The following is a 752-nucleotide window of genomic DNA, read 5'->3' on the forward strand; positions in this document are numbered from 1 at the left end:
TCCCTCTGTCTTGATCCGGTGGGGATCTATTTTGACAGCCGCCGGCCGTCAGAGCCTGAGCAGTTACTCAGTCAGCGGTCACTGACAGAACAGGAACTGGCCCGCGGTGAGGCGCTGATCGGGCTGCTCCGCCGGCATGGGGTGAGTAAATATAATGTCGGCAGCGCACAGCCGTTCACGCCGCCGGCCGATGGCCGGGAGCGGATCCTGGTGGTGGGGCAGGTCGATGACGACGCCTCAGTCCGGACCGGCAGTCCGGAGATCCGCAGTAATGAAGCCCTGCTGTGGGCGGTACGTGCCGCCCGGCCGCAGGCGCATATTCTCTTTAAACCCCATCCGGATGTGGTGGCGGGAAACCGGGCCGGGACGATATCTGCGCCATGTCTGGCAGCCTGCGTCGACAGTCTGGTGACGGACATCAGCCTGACCCGCCTTTATCCCCATGTGGATGAGCTGCATACCATGACCTCGCTCAGCGGGTTTGAAGCGCTGATACACGGCGTCAGGGTCACCACCTGGGGCCAGCCGTTCTACAGCGGCTGGGGGCTGACGGAGGATATCTGCCCGCCTGCCCGCCGGGGGCGGGCGGTGTCGCTGGCGGCGCTGGTCTATATCACCCTGGTCGTCTGTCCGCGTTATATCGACTGGCGCAGTGGCCTGTGGATGAGTCCGGAGCAGCTGATCCACCAGTTAGCGGCGCAGGGCAGCGTCCCGCCACAGACCGCCCGTCGCTGGCCGCGCTGGCGACGCAG

At 65.4% G+C, this 752-nt stretch carries 1 protein-coding gene; it reads left to right on the top strand.

Translation table 11 applies throughout. The annotated features are described in order from the left end of the window. On the top strand, positions 1 to 752 hold a 752-nt coding region (locus tag ACU8YC_RS25190; protein WP_446895985.1), incomplete at both ends, for a capsular polysaccharide export protein, LipB/KpsS family.

It is taken from the genome of Citrobacter sp. VF227, from assembly GCF_052950715.1.